Source organism: Anaerococcus porci, assembly GCF_009696575.1.
GTDB classification, from domain to species: domain Bacteria; phylum Bacillota; class Clostridia; order Tissierellales; family Peptoniphilaceae; genus Anaerococcus; species Anaerococcus porci.
In genome coordinates, this window is the sequence record NZ_VULQ01000001.1 from 1 (window position 1) to 21,378 (window position 21,378).

A 21,378-nucleotide genomic window follows, 5' to 3' on the forward strand; every position below is an offset into this window, starting at 1 on the left:
TAAAAAATTGTATCAACCCTTACCCATTGATCAGGATTTAGGTTGATACACAAAACTATTTACAGACCCATCAACCCTTACCCATTGATCAGGATTTAGGTTGATACACAAAACTATTTACAGACCCTTTTCTTCCTGAATTCTCTCGTTATTGTAATAATAAATATATTTTTCTATTGCTTTCGAAAATTCTTCAAAAGAGCTATAGCTCTTTTCGTAACCATAATAAACTTCATTCTTTAATCTTCTAAAAAATGTTTCCATAATTGAGTTATCATAACAATTACCTTTTCTTGACATTGATTGAACTATACCATGTTTCTTAAGTTCATTTATATAATATTTATGTTGGTATTGCCAACCTTGATCTGAATGTAATATTAAGCTGTTTAGTTTTGGAAATTTGTTAAATGCTTTCATTAACATATTAGATATTTGCTTTAAATTAGGACTTAATGATAAGTCATAAGAAATTATTTCATTTGTATACATGTCAAGTATCGGAGAGATGTAGCATTTACCCCATGAAAAGTTAAATTGAGATATATCAGTACTCCATTTTTGTAATGGCTTATCAGCTTTAAAATTTCTGTCTATTATATTGTCAGCAATCTTTCCTACTTTCCATTTGTATGAATGATATTTTTCTCTAGGCCTTTTACCAAATAGTTTTAATTCATGCATTATTCTCTGAACTTTTTTATGATTTATTTTATATCCTTGATTCAATAATTCTCTATATACTCTTCTTACACCATATCTTCCTTTATGATTGTTGAATATCTCAGATATTTTATTTTCTATATTTTTATTTCTAATCTTAACCACATCAACTTTATTAATTTCAAAGTAGTATGTTGACTTCGGCAAATCGATAGCTATTAAAAGATATTTTAGTCTGTAGCCTTTTTCTTTGAGTTTTTTGACAATCGCTGCTTTTTCGCCTTGAGTTGTGCAGCGTAATTCTTTTCTCTCAAGGCGATTTCTTTTTTTATTATTTCGTTTTCAGCCTTTATATATTCATTTTCAGCCTTTATATATTCATTTTCAGCTCTAAGTCTTATTAGCTCTTCTCGTTCAGATTCATTAAGTTTTTTTGGTTTATGGATATTTGTTTTTTTCATAGTTGTATTTTTAGATTTACGACCTTTCTTTTTATTTACAAGACCATTATATCCGTAAATTTTGTAATTGTTAATCCAGTTTTGAATATTACCTTCACTGATTCCTAATTCAATAGAAACTTGATAAGTAGATTTTCCTTTAACAACTTCTAATACACTATTATATTTATCCTCTACTGAAAAACTATTGTTATGAGATTTATGCTTTAATATCTCAATTCCATGTGTTTCTACTAAATTATTCCATCTTCTTATGTAGTTACGGAAGTAATATTTGTTGATACCTCTAGGTGTATCAGCCCATTTACCTTGTTTGTATAATTCTATACAGTTCTTTTTAAACTCATAGCTATATTTCATAAAAATACCCTCCTTATTGGTTTGTCCAGTAAAGAGGGTACATATCAAAATGACCTTTTTCTTTTTACACAATTATACGGACTCTATCAAATTATTTCAAAGATTATTATAAAAATATCTGTATTTAATTAAAATTATAAAAATATAAGATTTTTTAAGGTTCTATATTGAGCTTTAAGCGATTTTATTTTATTATCAATATAGTTTTCTTATATACTCTAATTAGGCACTATAAAACAGATTTTTATCAAATTACAGTTTTTTATAGTGTTTTTTTATTTTTTTGATTTTTGTTGCCAAAATGTTGCCACTTATAAAAATAAAACCTTGAAAAATCAAGGTCTAAAATAAGTTTGGTGGAGATGACGAGATTCGAACTCGTGTCCGTACAAGCTTTAACAAAAGTATCTACAAGTTTAGTAAGTATTTATTTTTCATCTAGTACTCATATACTTACAAATAACTTACTAGACTAGCTTCATAAATACTAATATACTCAAAGCTTTGTATATTAGTTGCCACATAAAGTATGAAACAAATAAAAGCTCCTGTGACCAAGCTATTTATTTGCTGCTTGCCTAAAACTAGGCAGCTAGTGCGAATTGTCTTTCGCTATTGTTGTTTGCATTTATATTTAATTTTCAATTTTACGAATTGATAAACGACCTGCAACTTAAGTCTTAACAAGCACGTCGAAACCAAAACACCCCCTTATATAATGTAATGATTATTATACCAATATAGAAATAATTGTCAAAAAAACATTTGAGAAAAGGTTTTATATTATTAATTATTTTTTATAAATTTGGGTATCATATTATTAAGTAATAAAATTTATTATTCTATTATAGATAGGAGGAAATATGAGAAACTCAAATAAAATAGCTGCTATGCTTCTTGCAGGAGGTCAAGGTACCAGGTTAAAAGCTTTAACAAAAGATATGGCAAAGCCAGTCGTACCCTTTGGTGGAAAATATAAAATTATAGATTTCGCTTTATCAAATGCTACAAATTCAGAAATTAGAGATATTGGTGTTCTTACCCAATATAAACCTCAATTATTAAACAAGCATTTGGGTATAGGTGCTGCATGGGATTATGATAGAAACTTTGGAGGACTAAGGATTCTTACACCATATTACACTGAAGAAGGTGGAAAGTGGTTTGAAGGAACAGCTGGAGCAATTTTTGTAAATATTAATTACTTAGATAGTATAAATCCAGAATATGTACTAATTCTTTCAGGAGATCATATATATAAAATGGATTATACTAAGCTATTAGATAAGCATCTAGAAAAGGGAGCAGATGCAACAATAGCAGTAATGGAAGTAGATTGGGATGAGGCATCTAGATTTGGAATTATGAATACAGATGATGAAGGAAGGATAATTGAATTTGAAGAAAAACCTGAAAATCCAAAGTCTAACCTTGCGTCTATGGGTATATATATATTCAATTGGAAAATTTTAAGACAAGCTCTAGTCGAAGATCATAAAAATAAGGAATCTTCAAATGACTTCGGTAAAGATATAATTCCATATTTATTGAGTAATCATAGGAATTTATTTGTTTATAAATTTGATGGTTATTGGAAAGACGTTGGAACTGTTAAATCATATTGGCAAGCAAATCTTGATTTGATAGATCCAAAAAACCCACTTAATATACAAGATAATTCTTGGAAGATATATACAACTGCATTAAATCTTCCTCCTCATAGAATAGGTAGAAATGGTGTTTTAAATGATGCTTTAATTAATGAGGGATGTATTATAGATGGTGAAGTAAATAATTCAGTATTATTTTCTAATGTAAGAATAGAGGAAAATGCAAGTGTTAATAATTCTGTAATCTTATCAGGAGCAACTATAAAAGAAGGAATTAAAGTTTACAATGCTGTAATAACAGAAAATATGGAAATTACTGAAAATATAGGTGATAAAAATACTACTTCAGTTTACCTAGTTAGTAAAGATGGTATAGAGGAGGAATAGAATGCAAAATATACTTGCTTTAATTTATAGCTCAGAATTTGATGAGAAGAATTACGATACATTGTGTAAGTACAGACCTGATTATATGTTGCCTTTTGGATGTAGGTATAGAGTGATTGATTTTACCCTATCTAATATCACTAATCATAATATATCAAGTGTAATTTTGTATGGAGGAGAGCCTTTAAGATCAACTCTTGATCATGTAGGGGATGGTAGAAATTGGGAATTAAATAGAAGAAGCGGTGGTCTTACAATATCACCACCTATCTATAATAAGTCAAGAGCAAGCAATGAAATAGAAACTTATTATAATACAATGAAGCATTTTATAGATACAAAGAGAGAATATATTTATATCACAAATCCAATGTATATTACCAAGGTAGATATATCAGATGCGTATCAGCAAATGCTTGAGGAAAGTAGAGATGCTCTTATTTTCACACAAAAGAAGAATGATGAGTATGGTTATTATCTAAATAGAAGAATTATAAATACTGAAGGAGAAAAACCTAAAAGTGTTGGTATAAATTTAGGTCTTGAAGAAGAAATAAATCTATTTACTGGTTCTTTACTAATCAAAAAAGATTTATTTATTGATTTATTAAGATATTCAATCGAGAAGAACAATGCAACTACAATTTTAGATGCCTTATTTAAGTATCCAAAAGATAAATCCATAGGTCTTTATAAATCTAAAGAAAGCCTTAAGGTAATAATGGATACCTTAACCTATTTTGAAACTAGTTTAGCTTTACTTGATAGAGATTACTTTGATGAAGTTTTCTATAAGCAAGGAATGGTGTATACAAAAAGTAAAGATGAGCCATCAACCGAATACTTAAAAGGTTCTAAAGTAAGAAATTCTTTGGTAGCTAACGGTGCACTCATAGAAGGAGAGATTGAAAATTCTATAATTTTTAGAGGAGTTACTGTAAAAAAAGGTGCGGTAATTAAAAATTCCATTATTTTCCAAAATTCTGAAATTGGTGAAGGAGTTATACTAAACCATGTTATAACTGATAAGGATACAAAAATTCATAACGATATAAAACTATTTGGAAATAGGACTCATCCTTTCCTTACTGAAAAAGGGGAGCATGTAAATTAAGGAGTTTAATATGAAAGTATTGTTTTTGACCAGTGAAGCTGATCCTTTTATAAAGACAGGTGGGCTTGCTGATGTAGCTGGTTCACTTCCTAAAGAATTAGCAAAAAAAGGTATTGATATTAGAGTGGCTATGCCGCTATATTCAACAATAAGTCAAGTGTATAGAAAAAAAATGAAAAAAATTAAAGAATTCTATGTTGATCTAGACTGGAAACATCAATATGCAGGTGTATATAGCTTGAAATGGAATGGTGTTATTTTTTACTTTATTGACAATTTAGAGTATTTCGATAGACCAAATCCTTATGGCTACGATGATGATGCTGAAAGATTTATTTATCTTTCTAAAGCTCTTACTCAGCTTCCAAAAATAATTGATTTTAAGCCAGACATAATTCATGCTAACGATTGGCATACAGCTCTTGTAAATATTTATGTAAATGATTTTAAGAAGGGTGATGAATTTTATAAAGATATAAGATGTCTATTTACAATTCATAATCTAAAATACCAAGGCGTATTTGATTCTGGATATTTAACATTAACAGGTCTAGATGGCTATTATTTCAATGAGCATGATTTAAAATATTTTGATGCTATAAATCTAATGAAAGGTGGAATAGTTCATTCTACAGCTTTTAATACAGTAAGCGAAAATTATGCAGAAGAAATAAAATATCCATTTTATGGAGAAGGTTTGGATGGTGTAATAAGGGAATACCAAGACAAACTTTCTGGCATAGTTAATGGTATAGATTATGATATATGGAATCCAAAAACAGATAATAATATAGATCAAAACTATGATATTAAATCTATAGATAAAAAAACAATTAATAAAACAAAACTTCAGAAAGAATATGGACTTCCTGTCAATAAAGATATACCTATGATTGGAATTTGTTCAAGACTTACATCTATGAAGGGTTTTGATTTGATTAGGTATATTTTAGATGAACTTTTACAAGAAGACATCCAACTTGTTGTTCTAGGTACAGGGGATTATACGTATGAAGAAATGTTTAAGTATTTTGAATGGAAATATCCAAAAAAGGTTGCTGCAAGAATTTACTATGACAGCAAGGAAAGTCATAAATTATATGCGGCAAGTGATTTGTATATGATGCCATCAATATCTGAACCTTGTGGTATAAGCCAATTGATAGCAATGAGATATGGATCATTACCTATAGTAAGAGAAGCAGGTGGATTGAAAGATACAGTTACTCCTTATAATAAATATACAGGGGAAGGAACAGGATTTTCATTTGAAAATATAAATGCTCATGAGCTATTATTTGCAACAAAGGCTGCTTTAGATTTATATAAAAATGATAAAAAAGCTTTTAATAAATTAATAAGTAATGCCATGGCTGAAAAAAATGATTGGGAAGAATCATCTAAAAAATATATAGAATTATATAAAAAAATAAAGGCTTAAAATGAAAGATAATATCATATTAAAAAGAATACAAAGTTTTTTGTATTCTTTTTATGCTAAAGATTTAAAAGAGGCAAGGATTGGAGAAGTTTATGATGCTTTAGTTAATGCCCTAATGCAAGATTTGGGGATTAGGTGGGTAGAGTCTAATAAAATTAATAATGATATTGATACCTATCTTTTGTCTTTCGAATATAATCCTAGCAAATTTCTTGAAGAAGTTGTTTTATCATTGGATTTGAAAGACCAATTAGATGATTTCATTAAAGATATTGATTTCTCATACGAAGATTTAATAAATTATGAGAAAGAGCCCAGTCTTGGTAATGGAGATATTGGAACAGCAGCTTGGTATTTAATTAAAGAATTCTCAAAAAAGAAGATTAAGGCCATGGCTTATGCTCTTAGATATGAGAGTGGCAGCATGAAACAAGAAATTAGAGAAGGAAAACAATTTGTAAATCCTAATAATTGGCTATATAGGGGCAACAAATGGGAACACAAAAAATCTTTCTCCTATATATTAAATATAGAAAACAGAGATCTTAAATCTGTAGCCTATGATATGCCAGTAATAAATAGAAATAATAAATTTATTAATACTTTGAGATTATGGAAATCTGAGTCAATCAATAAAATTAATTACATGAACTTATCTAGCGGAGATTTAGAAAGTGTATATAGCGATTATGCAAAGGATAACTCCCTAACCCAATTTTTATATTTGGATAATTCTAATTATGAAGGAAAATTTTATAGGCTAAGACAAGAATATTTTTATTGTGTTAGTTGTATACAAGATATATTTAGGAGATATTTTAAAAAAGAAGCTGATATTAAGTTTATAGGGGAAAAAGTTAATATTATACTTGCTGATATTCATCCTACTCAAGCTATAATAGAGTTTATTAGAAGCCTTTATCAAGGTTATGGAATAGAACTTGAAGAAAGCGTAAATTTAGCAAGAAAAGTATTTACTCATATAGCTATATTACTTACTCCAGAGTCAAAAGAATATTATTCAATGGATATGGTAAAAAAAATAGATAGTAATTTTTATGAGTTTCTATATATTTTAAATGAATATTGTAAAAATAAATACAATGATTCAATTTTCGAAAACAATAGTTTATCCTATAAAAAGATTAATATGTATTTTACTAAAAATTTTTACTATTTATCTAAGGTATATCAAGAAAATAGTGAAGATAGTAGTAAGAATTCTTCATATATAAATTTTGGTATAGATAAGGAGTTATATTCATATACGAATAATGAATATTTTAATAAAGTTTTATCTAATCATAATATTTATAACATTGAAAGTTTTGCATTAGATGATTTTGAGGATAAGACAATATTTGATGATTTAGATGAGAGTAAACTATTAAACAAAAAAAATTTAATTAAAAAATTGGGGTTGGAAAATGATAGGATAAACCCGTACTCTATATTTGATATGCAATTGAGTGTTTTTCATGAAGCAAAAAGACAACTTCTAAATGCCTTAAGTATAGCTTCAATTTATTATAAACTTAAAGATAATTCAAATATAAACTTTTCTCCAACAAGCTATATTTTTTCAGGTTTTGCTAATGATGGCTATTTTATGGCGAAAGAAGTTATTAAGTTTATTCTTGCCTTAAAACATATGATTGATTCTGATGTTCTTATAAAAAATAAACTAAAAATAATATTTATAGAGGATATAAATGTTGAGAAATCGAAAATTCTTTACCCTGCATGTGATATATATAGTAATTTAACTTTGGTAAATTTTGATAATGAAAGTTTCAATATGTTAAATTCAGCCCACAATTTTTCCAATATTTGTTCAACTAAAGGTGGGATATTAGAAAACATTACCAAAGAAAACTCTATCTATAAGTTTGGTAATGAATTTATAGAAATTAATGATGTGAAAAAAAATTATAATGCGCGTGACTTTTACTATAAAGATGATATAATCAGATATATTGTTGATAATCTAATTAATGAAGATTATTATAGACTACCATATAATTTTAAGATAATATATGATTATTTAATAAAATATAATGACTCATTTTTTATATTTAAAGATTTAGATAAACTCACTAAATTAAGATTTAAGATGTCTAAGGATTACTTGGATAAAGAACTTTGGATAAATAATGAAATAAGAAATATTATATGGGCAAATAATTTTAGTCTGGATAAAAAATTCTGAAATCAGGGAAATAGGAGATTATGAGTATTAGTTACGAAGAGATAAAGGATATAGAATTAGGAGCAATATATAAAAAAGAATATACAGACTTTAGGGTTTTTTCACCTAATAGAGATAAAATAAATTTACTTTTATGTGATGATTATAGGAAAGTAAGAAAAAATTCTTATCCAATGAAGAAAAATAAAAATGGAGTTTTTGAGTATAGGTATTATGGAGATTTGGATGGATATTTTTATTCATACTTGGTTGAAAATAAATATGAAGTCACTGACCCTTATTCAAAAGCTTCTTCCATAAATAGTATAATGTCTGCAGTTGTTGATATGGAAGAGATTAATTCTAGGTATAAATCTAATTATGGCCTATCTGACCTAAATGATATTATTATTTATGAACTTAATGTTAAAGATTTTACCGCTAATAAGAATTCTTCAGTAGAATATAGAGGGAAGTTTTTAGGTTTAAGTCAAAGTAATTCATATTATGAAGGGGTAAAAACAGGACTTGGCCATATTAAGGAATTAGGAATAAGTCATGTTCAGCTTTTACCGGTATATGATTTTATATCAACATTTGAAGAGGATTATAAATTTTTTGATGAAGATAATTATAATTGGGGATATGATCCAGAGCTATATTTTAATATAGAGGGTTCATACTCTACAAATCCATATAATCCTAAAGCTAGAATAGAGGAATTTAAAACTATGGTTGACTCAATTCATAAAGAAAAAATTAGGGTTGTTATGGATGTTGTCTTTAATCATACTTTCAAAACTAAAGATTCCAATTTTGAAATCTTGGCTCCAGGATATTATTATAGGAAAAATCCAGATGGGACTTATTCTAATGGTTCAGGTGTTGGTAATGAGCTTGCAAGTGAAAAACCTTTTGTTAGAAAGCTTATAATTGACTGTTTAAAATTTTGGGCTAAAGAATATAAAATTGATGGATTTAGATTTGACTTAATGGCTTTAATTGATATAGATACCATTAAAATTGCCTTGAAAGAACTTAAGGAAATCAATCCCAATATAATTATATATGGTGAGCCTTGGATGGGAGGTACTTCATCCCTAGCATTAGACAAGCAAATTTTGATAGGTAGGCAAAGGTCAAATGGATTTGCAGTATTTAACAATAGATTTAGAGATGCTATAAAAGGTAATAATGATGGTTATTCCAAAGGATATATACAGGGAGATTTTTCTTTAAAAACACAAATAGAAATAGGTATTGCTGGAAGCATTGATTATGATTGTAAAAGAATGGGTTTTGCAGATGATGCAAGAGAGGTAATAAATTACTTTAATTGTCATGATAATCTTATATACTATGATAAATTAAGAATATCTTTAACAAGTGAGAAAAATATAGAAGAAATATCTAGGCTCGGATTTGCGCTTATATTTCTATCTTTTGGAACACCATTTATATATGAAGGAAATGAATTTAATAATTCAAAACAAAATAATAGAAATTCTTATAATGCAGGATTAAGTATAAACGGAATAGATTGGAAAGATAAGATACATAATTTATCAACTTATACTTATGTGAAATCATTGATAGAATTAAGAAAAGAACTAAATGTGTTTAATATTTATAAAAGCTCATTAATAAAAAGTAAACTTAAATTTATAGAAGGACTTGATGATAATTTAATTTCATATACTATTGAAGATAAGAATAAAAGAATTTATGTTGTATTCAATGCTTCAAGCAGTGAAGTAAAACTTAATAAAACTTTAAGAGATAATATTTTTTCTAAAGACGATATTGTGAGAAAAGTTTTTTCAAAAATGGGTAAAATTAATAATAAGATTAATGTATCAAATATTGAGAATTTTGAAAAAATATCAGTAAATGTTTATATTGGAGGAGAAGGAAATGAACTATAAAGAAACTTATGAAAAATGGCTAAACAATGATTTTTTTGATGAAGCTACAAGAGAAGAGCTTAGATTAATTAGAGATAACGAAGAAGAAATCGAAGATAGGTTTTATCAAGAATTAGCCTTTGGTACAGCAGGTCTTAGAGGAAAACTAGGTGTAGGCACAAATAGGATGAATGATTATACTGTTGCTAAAGCAAGTCAAGCTTTTGCTGATACCATCAATGAAGGAGGAGATGAAGCAAGAGATAGGGGAGTAACAATCTGCTATGATGTAAGACATAAATCAGAGGACTTTGCAAAAATTGCAGCTGGAGTTTTTGCTGCTAATGGAATAAAAGTATATATATATGATGAAATTCAACCAACTCCAGTATGCTCTTATACAATTAGAAAGTTAAATTCTTATGCTGGTGTAATGATTACAGCAAGTCATAATCCAAGAGAGTATAATGGATATAAGGCTTATGGTTCTGATGGAAGTCAAATATTAGAAGCTACAGCTGTAAAAATTCAAGATTACATGAAAGAATATGATGACTATTCTAAGATTAAAAGAATCGAATTTAATGATGGAGTAGAAAAAGGTATAATAAAGTATGTCGACCCTAAGGTTATTGAAGATTATATAAAAGAAGTTCTAGATTGTACAATAAATGAAGATATAGATAAAAATGTTAAAATAGTTTATACGCCACTAAATGGATGTGGAAACAAATTAGTTAGAAAAATTTTAGAAAAAAGAGGATTTAAAAATATTTATATAGTAGAAGAACAAGAAAATCCTGATCCTGACTTTACAACAGTTGGATATCCAAATCCAGAAGATCCTAAAGCTTTTAGACTTTCTGAAGAGTTGGGTAAGAAAAAAGAAGCAGAATTACTTTTAGCAACAGATCCTGATTCAGATAGATGTGCCGTTGAAGTAAGAAATAATAAGGGAGAGTATGAATTTCTAACAGGTAATAAAATAGGTTCTCTTTTAGCAAATTATATCCTTACAGCACTTAAAGAAAATAGTGAATTACCTAGTGATGGAGCTATAGTGAAAACAATAGTATCAACAGATTTAGTTAATCCTATAGCTAATAGCTTTGGTGTAGATGTGTATGAAGTTTTAACTGGATTTAAAAATATATATGAAATAGCAAATGAGTTTGAAAGAAACGGTAAGGGAACCTTTATATTCGGATTTGAAGAAAGTATAGGTTATAACTACAAAGATTTTGTAAGAGATAAGGATGCTGTAAATTCAGCTATGCTTATAAGTGAAATGACAGCCTACTATAAGAAAAAAGGCAAATCCTTACTAGATGTATTAGAAGAAATATATGAAAAATTTGGTTTCTATGCAAATGAAGTTCAATCAATTGTTCTTGAGGGACTTGATGGAGCAAATAAGATAAAAAGAATAATGGAAAGTATTAGAACTAATCCTATTAAGGAAGTTTGTAATTTAAAAGTTAAAAACATTATAGACTATCAAAATGACAAAACTGGTTTATCAAAATCAAATGTATTAAAATATTATCTTGAAGATGACTCTTGGTTTGTTCTAAGACCTTCAGGAACTGAGCCAAAAATCAAATTATATTTAAACGTAATAGATGAAACAAAAGATAAGGCAATAAGCAAAAAAGATAAGATAAAAGATGAGGTTAACAAAATAATTAACAAAGTAGAATAAGACTAGGGCTAGGTTACTAGCCCTTTTTAACTTATATGTTTTTCACAAGTTTATTTTAAAGTATTTGAAATATCTGATAAAATGAATAAAGTGAAATTCAAGGAGGATTTTATGGATCTATTTTTTAACTTTATAGATAGAGTATTTTCGATCCATGTTTTTGGAAATATGACACTTTATCAACTATTGTCAACAATTTTAAAATATGTTTTTGTTGTAATAGTATTGTATTTTATATACTCCATAATAAAGATAATATATTATGACGTAAGATACGTTATTAGAAAAGAGAAAATATCTGATACCTATCTTAAACTAATTAGCAAAAATGATGAATATAAGTTTAAAATACAAGAATACTACTACATAGGTGAAGATAATAGTATTGGTAGAGATGATAGAAATACTATATGTATTAAAGACCAATTTTTATCAAATTTTCATGCTAGGATTATATTAGATAAGGGAATTTACTTTTTAGAGGATCTAAACTCATCAAATGGAACATATTTAAATGATGAAAGAATTTTTGATGCAATTGAGCTAAAAAGTAAAGATATTATTAAATTTGGAGAATTGAAATTTTTATTTATTAATGGTGATGAGAATGATTGAGGAAAATAAAAATATTATCCTACAAAAAAAATATAAGACGAATGCTTTAGTTCTTTTATTTATATTTGAGTTTTTAGCCCTTAGTCTTTCTATGATCTATAATATAGAAAATATAAGCAATAAGGATTTTTATGCCTATCTGTCTATTTTAATATTGACTATGGCTTCATCAGTTCTAGTAAAAAAAATTACTAAGACTGATAATATTTTACTATTAATTGTAAATATGCTTTTTGCAATTGGAGTTGCAATAATATATAGGTTAAATCCTGCTATAGGGCAAAGACAGCTGATTTTTTATATAATAGGCATATTTGTTTTCTTTATTACTTATTTTATATTAAAAAGTAAGAGAAATTGGGATAAGCATATACTATTTTACTTTTTAATATCTATATTCTTATTTATTGCAACTTTAATATTTGGTTTTGCTTCTGGTGGAGCAAAAAATTGGATTAATATAGGACCCTTTTCCTTACAACCTTCAGAATTTATAAAGATTCCATTTGTATTTTTTGTTGCAAGTTACTATACCAACTATAATAAATTTAGGAAGATGGCTTTTGGAAAGTATTACTTAAATATAGGGATATATGTATTTATTCTAATGTTTTTTATACAAAGAGAGTTAGGAACAGCAATAATATTTTTTGCAACTATGATTTTAGCCCAATTTGTTTATGAAAGGGATAGAAAACTTATACTTCTTAATATAATATTTATAGTTCTTGGCTCAATTCTTGCATATTTTCTATTCTCACATATAAAAGTGAGGGTAGAAACATGGATAGATCCATGGTCTGTGATTGATGATAAGGGATATCAGATAACCCAATCTCTATTTGCTCTTGCAAGCGGTGGACTATTTGGTACAGGAATTGGACTTGGTAGGCCGGATTATATACCAGTTGCAGAAAGTGATTTTATATTTCCTGCAATTTGTGAAGAGTATGGAATATTTATGGGAATTGCTGTGGTATTATTATTTTTAATCTTAGTATATAGGGCTATAAAAATATCCTTACAACAAGAAGATAAATTTTTTTCTATACTTGCCTTTTGCATAGGAAGTTTATTTGCTCTTCAGACCTTCATAATATTGGGAGGAGTATTAAAGTTAATACCTTTAACAGGGGTTACACTTCCATTTATATCTGCTGGTGGCTCATCTATGATTGCAGGATTTATACTTCTAGCTTGTTTGCAATTTTCTGGTCAAAAAATGGAAAATGGTGATAATGATGAAAAAGAAAAACAAAAACAAAAAAAGCAAAGATAGAGAAAAATCCCTATTTAAAAAAATTTTGGAAATGGAAAAATCTCAAAGACTAAAAGAAGACAGTGAAAATCACTTTTTAGAAAAATCTACTATGAATAAAAGATTAATATATGTTATGATTTTATTTATATTCTTATTCTTAACCATAGTACTTTATCTTGTTTATTTTCAACTATTTAGATCACAAACAGTAGCTGATAACAGTCATAATAAAAGACTTTGGATTAATGAAAATGTGATTAAAAGAGGAAATATTTATGATAGAAATGGTGAGCTTTTAGTTTATAGTGAAAGGGATGAAAAAGGTAATAGTCAGAGAATATATACAAATCCATTTGTAAATTCTACATTTACAGGTTATAATTCTGTAAAGTATGGCAAAAGCGGTCTTGAAAAAACCTATAACAAAGAATTATTAAATATATCTGATCAGGCTACATCTAAAATTAGGGACATGGTCGAACAATCTGGTATTGGAAATAATTTAAACTTAACTATTGATCAAAGAATACAAGAAATATCTTATGAAGTTTTAGGAAATAATATTGGTTCTATAGTTGTTATGGATCCAAGAAATGGAGAAGTTTTAGCTTTGGTATCAAAACCATCTTATAATCCAAATACTATAGAAGGTGACTGGGAAAACCTAGTACAATCGAATAACGCTCCTTTATTAAATAGAACAAGTCAAGGGATATATCGACCAGGCTCAACTATGAAGATAGTAACTGCTGATGCTATTTTGGATAGTCAGATTGACACGAGTTTTAATGATACAGGTAAGGTAACTATACAAGGCTATGATATTAAAAACTATGGTGGATATTCCTATGGAAGTATAAACTTAAGAAGTGCATTTTTAAACTCTGTAAATACTTATTTTGCATCAAAGACAGATGAGCTTGGTAAAAACTTTTATAAGGAAGTTACTGAAAGATATATGTTTAATAGGGATTATAAGTTTGATCTTGAAAAAATCAATTCAAAGATTCCTTATGAAGAACTAAACCAAGTTGATTTAGCTATGACAGGATTTGGATATGGAAAAACTCAAGTAACACCTTTGCATATGGCTATGATAGCATCTGCTATAGCAAATAATGGAAAGATGATGCAGCCTAGACTTGTTAACAATGTGGTTGATAAGGATGGTAAAGAAATAAAGAAAAGTGAAAGTGAAGTTTTATCACAAGCAACTAGCGAGGAGAACGCAAATACTATAAGAGACTATATGGTAGATGTTGTAAACAGAGGAACAGGTACCGGAGCTTATATACAATCTGTACAAATAGCTGGAAAAACAGGAACCGCAGATAGAGATGATGGAGCGACTGATGCATGGTTTGTAGGTTTTGCACCAGCCTATGATCCAAAAATCGCCTTTGCAGTTGTATTAGAAAATACAAGTTCAACAGGTGGAGAAATAGCTGCTCCTTTAGCAGGGCAATTAGTAAATTCTATAGTAAATAATGTAAATTTAGATTAATTATAATAGCTTATTTTTAATATTAGTCCAATAGTGATTTTTATTTAAAATAAGCTTTTTTAGTTGTTTATCAGCAATTTTTGTTCTGATTTTAAAACTTTTGCTTTTAAATTCTTTTCCATCAAATATGAAAACAGTATGGTGACTATCCCTTTTGCTTACATTAATCTCAACTTCTGCATTTTTAGGTAATACTATAGGAGCCTTTAAGGACCTATTTAAAGATGAAAAAACAGGAGCTATTGGAGTAAGTTGAAAACCGTCTAAAGATTGATGTAATATAGCACCATTTGCAGATAAGTTATAAGCAGTCGAACCGTGTGGGGTTGATATAATTAAGCCATCTCCTGAGAAATTTTCAATAAAATTACCATCAATAAATAGTCTTAATCTTATTAATTGATTTTTGTTGCTTTTAACTACCACTTCATTAACAGAATAATATACAGACTTACCTACTCTTGATTCCAATATTGGCAAATTTTCTATTTTGTAATTATTCTCGTGAAAGCTTTTAACAAAGTCTTCGATATTTTCAGCTGCTACTTCTTGGTAAAATCCTAAATGTCCAGTATTTATACCAATAAAAGGAATAGTAGAAAATTTTGAGTTTTTAACAGCATTTAAAAATGTGCCATCTCCACCTATTACTAAATTTAGACAAGCATCAGAATTATAAGAATTCGATACTTCATAACCATAATCTTTTAATATTTCTTTAGTTTTATTATATATACTTTTACTATATCTAGATTTATTTTTAAAAATGTTAATAATTTTAGTCATTGTAACTTACCTTTCTTAATATATAATTATTATAACACACTAATGAAAGGACACATTGTGGAATCTATTAAATTTAAAGTGGATAAGGAAATTTCCTTAAAAAAATTTTTATTAGAAAAGTCTATTTCAAAAAGATCATATAAGAAATTAATAAATAATGGATTATTGACTATAGATGGAAATAAAACCGAAAGAAATATTAATCTAAATAAAGGTAATCTTGTTAAGATTTCAATTGAAGATGAAAATTTAGATTATAAAACAATTTACAAAAAATTAGATATATTATATGAAGATAAGGATATAATTGCTGTAAATAAAGAGGCTAACCTAACTGTAAATTCTAAAAATCAAGAAAGTTTATCTAATTATATAGCTTATTATTTTAAAGAAAATAATATAAGGTCAAAGATAAGACTTATAAACAGACTAGATATGAATACTTCGGGGATAATGCTAATTGCAAAAAATAAATATGCTCAAGCATTTTATCAAGGTGAGATTGAAAAAAACAATGTTAATAAATTTTATATTTCATTGGTTGATGGAAAACTTAATATAGATAGAGAGTTGAAATTAAATATAAATTACAATAGTAATTTAAAAAAAATGGAATTATACCCTGAGGGAAAAGAGATAAGAACTTATTTTAAGAGCATGAAAATATATAACAATTTTTCACTTGTAGAATCTAAATTATTAACTGGTAAAACTCACCAAATAAGGTTATCTTTATCAAGTATAGGTCACCCTATTTTAGGAGATAAGTTATATGGAAGCAAATATAAGCTAGATAGATTTCTTTTACATAGTTATAAACTTGAATTTTCATGTTTTAGAGATAATAAAAAGATAACGATACTATCAAGACCACAATTCGATAAATACTTAAATTTAGGGATTTAGTACTTTAAAAACATATTTGCAATTATGCTTTTCATGATATATAATAAATATATTCCAAGGAGCAAGGTCCAAATTTAAACCTACAACATTTATAAGGGATTGCGGAGTTTTGACTTTGATGGCAAGCCTCCTTTGAGTGGAAGTCAGAGATTTCAAATAGCAAACCCACCTTCACATACGCGAAGGTATTAAATATAAGGACCACCTTGGATTTTTTATTTTATGTTATTTTTTTCTTAAAGTTGGGTATTAACTTAAATAAGACAATAAATAATTTAAAGGAGAGTATACTATGAGTATAGCTGATTATATTGAAAGTAAAGCACAAAAAAAACAAAGAGAACTTAAATATGAGATATGGAAAGTAAGAAACCATGATAGCAGAATGAGAACTCAAGGTGCAATAGTTGGTGCATTAGCAGGAGTTGCAGCTGGATTATTACTTGCTCCAAAATCAGGTAAAAAACTAAGAGAAGATATCAAAAATTCAATAGATTCTACTGTAAATACTGTAAAAGATTCCACAAGTGATATGGTAGAAAATGCTAAAGAATCTTATATAGATTTTAAAGATAGGGCATATACTGAATTACAACCTATACAAGAAGGTATAGAAGAAGGTATTGATACAGTTAAAAAGACTACTGAAAATTTTAAAGAAATTGTTAAAGAAAATACCAAAGATGTAAAAGACGAAGTTAAGGTAATTAAGGAAGATGCGAAAAATGTTAAGGATGCTGCCAAAAAAGGGGCAAAGGAAGCATCTGAAGAAGTTAAAGAAGGTATAGAAGAAAGCAAAGATGTAGTTAAAGAAACAGAAAAAAAAGCTGGGGAAGTAAGAAGAGCTGAAGATAAAAAAAGAAATAAGTAAGGAGTAATTAATGGTTACAATAAATATAAGATTAATGGCTGATATTATCTTATTACTAGTAGGCATTATTGCTATTATATTTCTTGCTTTATTTTTGAAAAATGCAATTAATTTAGTAAAGTCTATACAAAAAATAGTAGATAAAAATAAAGATAACCTAGACAACGTTATAGATAAATTACCAACTTTAGTTGATCAAGCTAATACTTTAGTAGATAATGTAAATGGACTAGTATCTGATCCTAATCTAAAGATGGCTATCTCTAACGCTAATTTAGCTATCTCTAATGTAAGCGATATAACTGTTGATGTTAAAGATACAGTTAATTATTTTGGAGAAAGTGTGGTCGATACTACAGATACCTTTGGAGAAGGAATAGCGTCAATAAATGACTATGCCTCATTAATTATGGATGTAGTTGATATAGTTAGAAATGTTATAGCAGGAAGATAGGTCATCAATAGATGACCTTTTATTATATTAAAAATGAAGGGAGATTATATGGCACAACCTACTATTAAAGATGTTGCAAAACTTGCTGGAGTGTCAATTTCTACTGTTTCTAGGGTAATGAATGATTCAAAGCCAGTAAGCCCTGAAGCAAGAAGAAAAGTACTAGATGCAATAAACAAGCTAGATTTTAAACCTAATGAACTTGCAAGAAGTCTAGTAATGAAAAAGTCTAATTTAATTGGAGTAATTGTAGAGGATATTGGTATCGAATATATGGATCAATTGATTAGAGGTGTTGAGGAAATAGGTCACTTGTATAAGTATGATATTATATTATCATCTACATATGGTGATGATAACGCACTTGAAAATGCTATAGAATTCTTGTCTACAAAACAAGTTGAAGGAATTGTAGTAATAAGTGAAAATATTTCAGCAGAAGTTCTAGTAAAATTAAGAGATAATAAAACTCCTTTCATTTTACTTGATAAGTTCCATGACTTTAAGAAATTAAATACTGTAAAAATAGATTATCTCAATGAACAGTATAAGTTAATTGAATATTTAAATTCATTAGGACATGAAAATATTGCATATGTAACCAAGAAAGATCATGACTATCTTTCTGATATAAAAATAGAAGGCTATAAAAAGTTTATGGAGAAGAAAAATCTCGAACCTATAATTATAGAAGCTCGTGGAAATTCAAGTGATGATGGGTATAATATAGGTGAAGAGGTTATTTCACAAGTTAAAAGCAAAAATTTAAGTGCTATAAGCTTTATAAACGATCAAGTTGCAGTTGGATTTATAGCTTATTGCTATGATAATGGCATCAAAGTGCCAGATGATTTTTCTGTAGTTGGATTTGGTGATTCAGAAATTTCTAGAGTCTACAGACCAAAACTTACAACTGTATCTATTCCTAATTATGATATTGGAGCCATTTGTATAAGGGCTCTAATTAAAAGAATTAGGGGAGAGGAAGATATTCTAGAAAATAATTGGATTCTTGATGCACAACTTATATCTCGCGATAGTACAAAAAGTCGATAGTTGAAAGTAACTTATTTAAATGTTAAAATAATATTATAAAATTTTAGGAGGCAATTATGGCAGAAAGAAAAATTGTTGTTACTAATGAAACAGGTCTACATGCAAGACCAGCAGCTTCTTTGGTGCAATTTGTAAAAAATTATCCAGGAGATGTTAAGTTAGTAAAAGATGGAAAAGAAGCAAATGCTAAGAGTATATTTAATGTTATGAGTCTAGGAATTTCAAAAGGTACAGAAATTGGTATCATTGTTGAAGGTGAAGACGAAGAAGAATTTGCAGACAAATTAACTGATTTTATAGATAATTTATCAGAGTAATTAATATTAGGGGTACTTAATAGTACCTCTATATTTTTACAATTTCAGAAAGGATATTAGTGTATGAGTGAAAGATATAAAGGCATTATAGCATCTAACGGTGTCGCAATAGGAAAACTATTTCTTTTTACAAAGGAAGAATTAATCATTGACAAATCTTTAATTGAAGACAAAGAAAAAGATAAAGAAATAAAAAGGGTTGAAGATGCTATAAGCTCATATTTTAAAAATCTTGAAAAAAAAGAAATTAGTGAAGAGAATGAAGAAATGCTAAATATTGTTAGAGCACATAAGGAATTATTGCAAGATCCTTATTTTCTAGACTCTATAAAAGAAAGTATTTCTAATGATAACAAGAATGCCGAACTTGCTACAAGTGAAACAGTTGATCAAATGATTGAAGTTATGAGTTCTTTAGATGATGAATACCTTAAAGAGAGAGCTGACGATTATAAAGACATCGGTTTCCAAGTTTTATGTAAAATAAAGGGTGTTGTACCAAAAGATTTATCCAAACTAGATGAGGATTTCATAATTATATCAAAGGAACTAACACCATCAGATACATCAAATATGAACAAAGCCAAAGTTTTGGGTTTTGCTACTGATTTAGGTGGTAAAACATCTCACGTTTCAATTATAGCTCAAAACTTAGATATTCCTGCTATAGTTGGAATGACAGGAATTTCTTCAAAAGTTAAGGGTGGAGAAATGGCTATAATTGATGGTAATAATGGAGAGCTTATTATAAATCCAAGTAAAGCTGAGATTGAAGAATATTCAAAAATTATTGAAGAGCAAAGAGTTGAAAGACAAAGACTTGAAAAAGTCAAAAACTTAGAAGCAAAAACTAAGGATGGTAGAACATGTGAAGTTTCAGCAAATATTGGTAATATTGAAGATTTAAAAGTTGCGATTGACTATGGATGTGATGGTGTAGATTTATTTAGAACAGAGTTTTTATATATGGAGAATGATCATTTTCCAACTGAAGAAGAACAATTTGAAGTATATAAAGAGGCTACACAAATGCTTGGTGAAAAACCTTTAGTTGTAAGAACGCTCGATATTGGTGGTGATAAGGGACTTGATTATTATGATTTTCCTAAAGAAGAAAACCCATTTTTAGGTTATAGAGCAATAAGATTTTGTTTAGATCACGAAGATATATTTAGAGATCAATTAAGAGCATTATTAAGGGCTTCTGCTTTTGGTAATTTAAAGATAATGCTTCCATATGTAATATCTGTTGATGAAATAAAGAAAACTCGTAATATACTAGAAGATATTAAAAAAGACTTAGACAATGAAGGTATTGCTTATAATAAGGATGTAGATTTAGGTATAATGGTTGAAACTTCTGCATCTGTAATTATGGCAGATAAACTTATTAAATATTCAGACTTTTTTTCAATAGGAACTAACGATCTTACACAATATACATTAGCCTGTGATAGAGGTAATGAAAATATTTCTGATTTGTACAACAACTTTAATCCTGCTGTAATTAGGTCAATTAAGCATGTAATTGATGAAAGTCATAAGGAAGGTAAATGGACAGGCATGTGTGGACAATTTGCTTCAGATACAAGAGCTACTAAATTATTATTAGGTCTAGGATTGGATGAATTTTCTGGTTCAGCATCAAAGTTGCCACAAGTCAAAGATATTATTTTAAATTCTTCTTATGAGGAAGAAAAGAAATTTGCTGAAAAAATACTTGATTTAGAAGATGTAAATAAAGTAGAAGAGGCAGTAGATAATCATAATTGATGGTA

The 21,378-nt window shown here is 27.9% G+C and carries 18 protein-coding genes and 2 other RNA genes; 16 read left to right on the top strand and 4 right to left on the bottom strand.

What is annotated here, in order from left to right:
* Positions 1 to 117 precede the first annotated feature (117 nt).
* The 3 genes from FYJ26_RS00005 to ssrA all read right to left on the bottom strand — a co-directional run bounded on the left by FYJ26_RS00005 (position 118) and on the right by ssrA (position 2,195).
* Complete coding sequence (locus FYJ26_RS00005) at positions 118 to 930, bottom strand: IS3 family transposase (protein WP_326831224.1); 813 nt, start codon at positions 928 to 930, stop codon at positions 118 to 120.
* Positions 894 to 1,484 (bottom strand): helix-turn-helix domain-containing protein, encoded by a 591-nt coding sequence (locus tag FYJ26_RS00010; protein ID WP_154538692.1) that lies wholly within the window; start codon positions 1,482 to 1,484, stop codon positions 894 to 896. Before FYJ26_RS00010 ends, FYJ26_RS00005 begins: the two co-directional genes overlap by 37 nt.
* Positions 1,485 to 1,838: 354 nt before the next feature.
* Positions 1,839 to 2,195: a transfer-messenger RNA gene (gene ssrA / locus FYJ26_RS00015) on the bottom strand.
* Between the two features lie 152 nt (positions 2,196 to 2,347).
* Here ssrA and FYJ26_RS00020 point away from each other — a divergent pair.
* From FYJ26_RS00020 to FYJ26_RS00060, 9 genes are all read left to right on the top strand, one after another.
* Positions 2,348 to 3,481 (top strand): glucose-1-phosphate adenylyltransferase, encoded by a 1,134-nt coding sequence (locus FYJ26_RS00020; RefSeq protein ID WP_154538693.1) that lies wholly within the window; start codon positions 2,348 to 2,350, stop codon positions 3,479 to 3,481.
* A 1-nt stretch (position 3,482) separates the two neighbouring features.
* Positions 3,483 to 4,595 carry a glucose-1-phosphate adenylyltransferase subunit GlgD gene (glgD, locus tag FYJ26_RS00025; protein ID WP_154538694.1) on the top strand — a complete coding sequence of 371 codons (1,113 nt, stop codon included), beginning with the start codon at positions 3,483 to 3,485 and terminating at the stop codon, positions 4,593 to 4,595.
* A gap of 10 nt (positions 4,596 to 4,605) precedes the next feature.
* Positions 4,606 to 6,036 (top strand): glycogen synthase GlgA, encoded by a 1,431-nt coding sequence (gene glgA, locus FYJ26_RS00030; protein WP_154538695.1) that lies wholly within the window; start codon positions 4,606 to 4,608, stop codon positions 6,034 to 6,036.
* A 1-nt stretch (position 6,037) separates the two neighbouring features.
* Positions 6,038 to 8,245: a glycogen/starch/alpha-glucan phosphorylase gene (locus FYJ26_RS00035; RefSeq protein WP_154538696.1), complete on the top strand. Its 2,208-nt coding sequence runs from the start codon at positions 6,038 to 6,040 to the stop codon at positions 8,243 to 8,245.
* A 20-nt stretch (positions 8,246 to 8,265) separates the two neighbouring features.
* Positions 8,266 to 10,149, top strand: a complete 1,884-nt coding sequence (gene pulA / locus FYJ26_RS00040; protein WP_154538697.1) for a type I pullulanase — start codon at positions 8,266 to 8,268, stop codon at positions 10,147 to 10,149.
* The gene (locus FYJ26_RS00045; RefSeq protein WP_154538698.1) at positions 10,139 to 11,830 is read left to right on the top strand and encodes a phospho-sugar mutase; all 1,692 of its coding nucleotides are present in this window, start codon (positions 10,139 to 10,141) and stop codon (positions 11,828 to 11,830) included. Before pulA ends, FYJ26_RS00045 begins: the two co-directional genes overlap by 11 nt.
* Before the next feature lie 111 nt (positions 11,831 to 11,941).
* A complete protein-coding gene (locus tag FYJ26_RS00050) occupies positions 11,942 to 12,445 on the top strand; it encodes an FHA domain-containing protein (RefSeq protein ID WP_154538699.1) in 504 nt (167 codons plus the stop codon).
* Positions 12,432 to 13,724 carry an FtsW/RodA/SpoVE family cell cycle protein gene (locus FYJ26_RS00055; protein WP_154538700.1) on the top strand — a complete coding sequence of 431 codons (1,293 nt, stop codon included), beginning with the start codon at positions 12,432 to 12,434 and terminating at the stop codon, positions 13,722 to 13,724. The genes FYJ26_RS00050 and FYJ26_RS00055 overlap by 14 nt, the downstream gene beginning before the upstream one ends.
* Positions 13,687 to 15,210 (top strand): peptidoglycan D,D-transpeptidase FtsI family protein, encoded by a 1,524-nt coding sequence (locus FYJ26_RS00060; protein ID WP_229771178.1) that lies wholly within the window; start codon positions 13,687 to 13,689, stop codon positions 15,208 to 15,210. The genes FYJ26_RS00055 and FYJ26_RS00060 overlap by 38 nt, the downstream gene beginning before the upstream one ends.
* Here the strand turns inward: FYJ26_RS00060 and FYJ26_RS00065 are convergent, their stop codons facing one another.
* Positions 15,211 to 15,996, bottom strand: coding sequence for an NAD(+)/NADH kinase (locus tag FYJ26_RS00065; RefSeq protein ID WP_154538702.1), 786 nt, complete (start codon positions 15,994 to 15,996; stop codon positions 15,211 to 15,213).
* Between the two features lie 57 nt (positions 15,997 to 16,053).
* On the opposite strand from FYJ26_RS00065, the gene FYJ26_RS00070 reads away from it, so the two are divergent.
* The 7 genes from FYJ26_RS00070 to ptsP all read left to right on the top strand — a co-directional run bounded on the left by FYJ26_RS00070 (position 16,054) and on the right by ptsP (position 21,373).
* Entirely contained in the window at positions 16,054 to 16,902 is an 849-nt protein-coding gene (locus FYJ26_RS00070; RefSeq protein WP_176269337.1) for an RluA family pseudouridine synthase, read from the top strand.
* Positions 16,903 to 16,950: 48 nt separating this feature from the next.
* Positions 16,951 to 17,119, top strand: a non-coding RNA gene (gene ssrS, locus FYJ26_RS00075) — 6S RNA.
* Between the two features lie 75 nt (positions 17,120 to 17,194).
* A complete protein-coding gene (locus tag FYJ26_RS00080; protein WP_154538704.1) occupies positions 17,195 to 17,773 on the top strand; it encodes a YtxH domain-containing protein in 579 nt (192 codons plus the stop codon).
* 10 nt (positions 17,774 to 17,783) lie between these two features.
* A complete protein-coding gene (locus FYJ26_RS00085) occupies positions 17,784 to 18,227 on the top strand; it encodes a hypothetical protein (protein ID WP_154538705.1) in 444 nt (147 codons plus the stop codon).
* 48 nt (positions 18,228 to 18,275) lie between these two features.
* Entirely contained in the window at positions 18,276 to 19,283 is a 1,008-nt protein-coding gene (locus FYJ26_RS00090) for a LacI family DNA-binding transcriptional regulator (protein ID WP_154538706.1), read from the top strand.
* A 56-nt stretch (positions 19,284 to 19,339) separates the two neighbouring features.
* Positions 19,340 to 19,600 (top strand): HPr family phosphocarrier protein, encoded by a 261-nt coding sequence (locus FYJ26_RS00095; RefSeq protein ID WP_154538707.1) that lies wholly within the window; start codon positions 19,340 to 19,342, stop codon positions 19,598 to 19,600.
* Between the two features lie 63 nt (positions 19,601 to 19,663).
* On the top strand, positions 19,664 to 21,373 hold the full coding sequence (gene ptsP, locus FYJ26_RS00100; protein WP_154538708.1) for a phosphoenolpyruvate--protein phosphotransferase: 1,710 nt from the start codon (positions 19,664 to 19,666) through the stop codon (positions 21,371 to 21,373).
* Positions 21,374 to 21,378 lie beyond the last annotated feature (5 nt).

Excerpts from the sequence above, each read along its gene's own strand:
- FYJ26_RS00065 (WP_154538702.1), bottom strand. The coding sequence starts at position 15,996 with ATGACTAAAATTATTAACATTTTTAAAAATAAATCTAGATATAGTAAA.
- FYJ26_RS00050 (WP_154538699.1), top strand. The coding sequence starts at position 11,942 with ATGGATCTATTTTTTAACTTTATAGATAGAGTATTTTCGATCCATGTT.
- glgD (WP_154538694.1), top strand. The coding sequence starts at position 3,483 with ATGCAAAATATACTTGCTTTAATTTATAGCTCAGAATTTGATGAGAAG.
- glgA (WP_154538695.1), top strand. The coding sequence starts at position 4,606 with ATGAAAGTATTGTTTTTGACCAGTGAAGCTGATCCTTTTATAAAGACA.
- FYJ26_RS00080 (WP_154538704.1), top strand. The coding sequence starts at position 17,195 with ATGAGTATAGCTGATTATATTGAAAGTAAAGCACAAAAAAAACAAAGA.
- ptsP (WP_154538708.1), top strand. The coding sequence starts at position 19,664 with ATGAGTGAAAGATATAAAGGCATTATAGCATCTAACGGTGTCGCAATA.
- pulA (WP_154538697.1), top strand. The coding sequence starts at position 8,266 with ATGAGTATTAGTTACGAAGAGATAAAGGATATAGAATTAGGAGCAATA.
- FYJ26_RS00035 (WP_154538696.1), top strand. The coding sequence starts at position 6,038 with ATGAAAGATAATATCATATTAAAAAGAATACAAAGTTTTTTGTATTCT.
- FYJ26_RS00055 (WP_154538700.1), top strand. The coding sequence starts at position 12,432 with ATGAGAATGATTGAGGAAAATAAAAATATTATCCTACAAAAAAAATAT.
- FYJ26_RS00020 (WP_154538693.1), top strand. The coding sequence starts at position 2,348 with ATGAGAAACTCAAATAAAATAGCTGCTATGCTTCTTGCAGGAGGTCAA.
- FYJ26_RS00090 (WP_154538706.1), top strand. The coding sequence starts at position 18,276 with ATGGCACAACCTACTATTAAAGATGTTGCAAAACTTGCTGGAGTGTCA.
- FYJ26_RS00010 (WP_154538692.1), bottom strand. The coding sequence starts at position 1,484 with ATGAAATATAGCTATGAGTTTAAAAAGAACTGTATAGAATTATACAAA.
- FYJ26_RS00060 (WP_229771178.1), top strand. The coding sequence starts at position 13,687 with ATGAAAAAGAAAAACAAAAACAAAAAAAGCAAAGATAGAGAAAAATCC.
- FYJ26_RS00085 (WP_154538705.1), top strand. The coding sequence starts at position 17,784 with ATGGTTACAATAAATATAAGATTAATGGCTGATATTATCTTATTACTA.
- FYJ26_RS00045 (WP_154538698.1), top strand. The coding sequence starts at position 10,139 with ATGAACTATAAAGAAACTTATGAAAAATGGCTAAACAATGATTTTTTT.
- FYJ26_RS00095 (WP_154538707.1), top strand. The coding sequence starts at position 19,340 with ATGGCAGAAAGAAAAATTGTTGTTACTAATGAAACAGGTCTACATGCA.